The 3823-nt window shown below is 68.6% G+C and carries 5 protein-coding genes; 3 read left to right on the forward strand and 2 right to left on the reverse strand.

From position 1 onward, the window contains the following. The 3 genes from AB4Y86_RS13980 to AB4Y86_RS13990 form a co-directional block, all read left to right on the forward strand. Positions 1 to 376: FAD-dependent oxidoreductase (locus AB4Y86_RS13980; protein WP_441402809.1), on the forward strand; the 376-nt coding region annotated here is incomplete at its 5' end. Between the two features lie 115 nt (positions 377 to 491). Beyond that, the gene (deoC, locus tag AB4Y86_RS13985; protein ID WP_441402810.1) at positions 492 to 1229 is read left to right on the forward strand and encodes a deoxyribose-phosphate aldolase; all 738 of its coding nucleotides are present in this window, start codon (positions 492 to 494) and stop codon (positions 1227 to 1229) included. Positions 1230 to 1294: 65 nt separating this feature from the next. Beyond that, on the forward strand, positions 1295 to 1519 hold the full coding sequence (locus AB4Y86_RS13990; RefSeq protein WP_441402811.1) for a hypothetical protein: 225 nt from the start codon (positions 1295 to 1297) through the stop codon (positions 1517 to 1519). Positions 1520 to 1616: 97 nt separating this feature from the next. Here AB4Y86_RS13990 and AB4Y86_RS13995 read toward each other — a convergent pair whose 3' ends face one another. Together AB4Y86_RS13995 and AB4Y86_RS14000 are read right to left on the reverse strand one after the other, a co-directional pair. After that, positions 1617 to 2447, reverse strand: a complete 831-nt coding sequence (locus AB4Y86_RS13995; RefSeq protein ID WP_441402812.1) for a metal-dependent hydrolase — start codon at positions 2445 to 2447, stop codon at positions 1617 to 1619. A gap of 3 nt (positions 2448 to 2450) precedes the next feature. Next, positions 2451 to 3823, reverse strand: a 1373-nt coding sequence (locus AB4Y86_RS14000) for a TRCF domain-containing protein (RefSeq protein ID WP_441402813.1), incomplete at its 5' end; no start/stop codon positions are given.

Below are 3823 nucleotides of genomic sequence, written 5' to 3' on the forward strand. Positions count from 1 at the left end.
CGGCGTGCGGCCTGTCCGCACCACCCTGCGGCCGTCCGCCGTCGTCCCCACCCTCGCTGGGTCCGCCCTGCCGGCCGCCGGCATCGTCTTCGAGGACGGCTCAAGCATGAGCGGCGACCTCGTGGTCCTGGCCGAAGAGCGGCTGGCCCGGGACGGTCTGGCCCGAACCGCCGGCCTGGCTACCGCGCCGCAGGGAGGCATCGCAGTGGGGCCGGACTTCAGCACCTCGGTGCCGGGGATCTGGGCCATCGGCGACGCCGCGGCGCACGACGGCGTCCGGCTGGGCCTGCTCGTGGCGGCCGGTCCCGCCGCCGGGGTCTGCGCGGCGCAACTGCTGCGGGCCTGCCTTTCCGGATCCCTGGCGCAGGCGGCGTAGGGGCCGCTCAGGCCGGCCCGCGTTATGGCAAGATGGTGCACTGAGAAGCCACGACGTATGCCGCGCCAGCGGGCCGGGCCGGCCACAAAGCGGGCCCGTCAGGAAAGGGACCACCATGAGCAACGACGCCACCACGGCCGGCACGGCTGCCGGCCCCGCCAGCACCGACCACCAGGGCCTCGAGGGCACCATTGCCTCGTACATCGATCACACCCTGCTCAAGCCGGAGGCCGGGGAAGCCGAGGTCCGGAAAGTCTGTGCGGAGGCGGCCGAGTACCACTTCAAGTCCGTCTGCGTGAACCCTATCTGGGTGAAGACCGTCAAAACCGCGCTGAGGGGGTCCGGCGTGCTGACCTGCTCGGTGGTCGGCTTTCCGCTCGGCGCCACGCCGAGTGATGTCAAGGCCTTCGAAGCCCGCGGCGCGGTGCTGGACGGCGCCGACGAGATCGACATGGTGATCAACATTGCCGCGGCGCGCGCCAATGACAAGGGGGCCCTGGTGGATGACATCCGCGCGGTCGCCGAGACCGTCCACGCCGGCGGCGCCATCCTGAAGGTCATCATCGAGACCGCGCTGCTCGACGATGCACAGAAGGTCCTCGCCTGCGAGGCCGCGGTGGAGGCCGGGGCGGACTTCGTGAAGACCTCCACCGGCTTCAACGGCGGCGGGGCCACGGCGGAGGATGTCGCCCTGATGCGCCGCACCGTCGGCCCGGGACTCGGCGTCAAGGCCTCGGGCGGCGTGCGTTCCCTCGCCGATGCTCAGGCTATGATTGCTGCAGGTGCAACACGTATTGGCGCCAGCTCCGGCATCGCGATCGTCAAGGGCGAACAGGGTTCGTCCGCGTACTGAACGCCCAGCGTTCACAGCCGCAGCCGCCACAGCTTTTAGAGCCCCACGGGGCCGAGGAGGAACGAATGTCCAGCAACACCACCAAGACCCCGAAGGCCGAGAACAGCCTTGGATCCAGCATCGCGATGTTTGTCCCGATGATGCTCCTGTTTTTCGGCGCCCTGTACTCGCTGTCCTTCCTCACCCTGGGCAACCCTTGGCCGATGGCCGTCTGCCTGGGCCTGTTCGCGCTCGCGTTCTGGATCCCGCAAACCATCACGGGCCGCTCGGATTCAGCCGGCGAGAGCTGACCGCAGCACCTCGGTGTGACGGCTGAAGCCCCGGTTCTCCGGGGCTTCAGCGGTTTAAGCGGCCGGTTCCAGGAAAGCGCGGCGGCCGCCGTCGACTTTAAGCTCCGACGACGGAGAGCAGGCGGTCGAGCAACGCGGTCCCCAGCGCGAGAGCTGACGCGAAGTGCCCCTCGGCCAGGGCCAGCCCGGCGGAGAACATGCCGACCATGGCATAGGCACTGACCGGGATCAGCACGAACCATTCCCGCCGCGAACCCGCCCGGCCCAGCAGCGGGATGGAGAACGCCCCGTTGGCCTTCCAGACGTCCTTGACCAGCGGCATCCTGCGCAGGAACTTCGGCGGCCTGGCCACGAGCGGCCAGAGCAAGGGCACTCCCCCGGTGGTGATCATGTCACCCACGATGTGTACGAGGACGCCGGTGAGCATGGACACGGGCAACCAGGACCACTGGTGAGGCGCGAACCAGGTGACGAGACCGGCCATGGCCAGGGCGAAGACCCAGTTGCTGATCCAGCCGTACTTGGGAAACAACTTCAGCGCTTTCGCGGCGATGTTGATCATGAACATGCACAGCAACCCCGCGCCCACGGACAGCAGGCCCCAATCCGTCCGCACCTGGACCTGCCCGGCCAGCGCCGCAAGCAGCACGAAGAACCCCGCGCCGAGCACCGAGTGCGTGCCTTGGCGGTGGCCGCCGGACGCGTTTTCGATCCCGACGGCGATCAGGTTCGAAAGCGGCGGGAGTGCATGCGCCACCGTGCTGGAGCGGTGGTCCCAGTCGCAGACCAGGGCGGTGCCTGCCGTCGCCATGCCGCCGATGACGATGCCGGTGGCGTCCAGCGGGTACCAGCCGAGCGCGTAAGGCCCGGTCGAGGCAATAGCCACCCACGCCGCGGCCCCGGACGCGGCGTGGTGTCCTCCCATCATGGCCTAGCCGACTGAGAGCGGGACGTCGGAGAAAATCGCTTCGATCACGCCTTTGGCCCAGGCCAGGATTTCGGCGTCCTGCAGGTCGCGGCCGCCGATCCGGGCGGTCTTGGGCTTGGGGATCAGCACGGCGTCCAGGGCCGGCTTCGCCTGCGAGCCGGGGTACATCCGGGCCAGCCGCATGAGCTTGGATTCGGGCAGCTGGGCGGGCGAGAACTTGATGAAGTTGCCCTGCAGGGCGACGTCGGTGAGGCCGGCCGCGCGCGCTCCGGCCCGGAACCGGGCGACGTCGATCAGGTTTGTTGCCGGCAGCGGCAGCTCGCCGTAGCGGTCCACGAGTTCCGCGAGGACCTCGTCGATCGCCTCGTGGGTGATGGCGCTCGCGAGTTTGCGGTAGGCCTCCAGCCGGAGCCGTTCGCCCGGCACGTAGTCGTGCGGCAGGTGCGCATTGACCGGCAGCTCGATCTTCATCTCGGCGGCCTTCTCCTCGGCCTCGCCCCGGTAGTCGGCTACGGCCTCGCCGACCAGCCGGATGTACAGGTCGAAACCGACGCCCTGGATGTGGCCGGACTGCTCGCCGCCGAGCAGATTGCCGGCCCCGCGGATCTCCAGGTCCTTCATGGCCAGCTGCATGCCGGCGCCGAGCTCGTTGTGCGTCGCCACGGCCTTGAGCCGTTCCAGCGCCACCTCACCGAGCGGCTTTTCCGAGGGGTAGAGGAAATAGGCGTAGGCGCGTTCCCGGCCGCGGCCCACCCGTCCGCGCAGCTGGTGCAGCTGGGACAGACCGTACTTGTCCGCGCCGTCCACGATCAGGGTGTTGGCGTTGGAGATGTCCAGGCCGGTCTCGATGATGGTGGTGCACACGAGGACGTCGAAGCGCTTTTCCCAGAAGTCCACGATGATCTGTTCCAGCCGGCTCTCGGACATCTGCCCGTGCGCCACCTCCACCCGGGCTTCCGGGACCAGTTCGCGGATCTTCGCGGCGGTGCGGTCGATCGTGGACACCCTGTTGTGGACGAAAAACACCTGGCCCTCGCGCATCAGCTCGCGGCGGATCGCGGCGGAGGTCTGCTTGTCCGTGTACGGACCCACATAGGTCAGGACCGGGTGCCGTTCCTCGGGCGGGGTCGCCAGGGTGGAGGTCTCGCGGATGCCGGTCAGGGACATTTCCAGGGTGCGCGGGATCGGAGTGGCGCTCATGGCCAGGACGTCCACGTTGGTGCGCATCTTCTTGAGCGCTTCTTTGTGTTCGACGCCGAAGCGCTGCTCCTCGTCCACGATTACCAGGCCGAGGTCTTTGAAGCCGAAGTCCTTGGACAGCAGCCGGTGCGTGCCGATGACCACGTCAACGGACCCGCTCTTCACGCCGTCGGCTG

It is taken from the genome of Arthrobacter sp. 2YAF22_2 (assembly GCF_052114645.1).
Classification (GTDB): Bacteria; Actinomycetota; Actinomycetes; order Actinomycetales; family Micrococcaceae; genus Arthrobacter.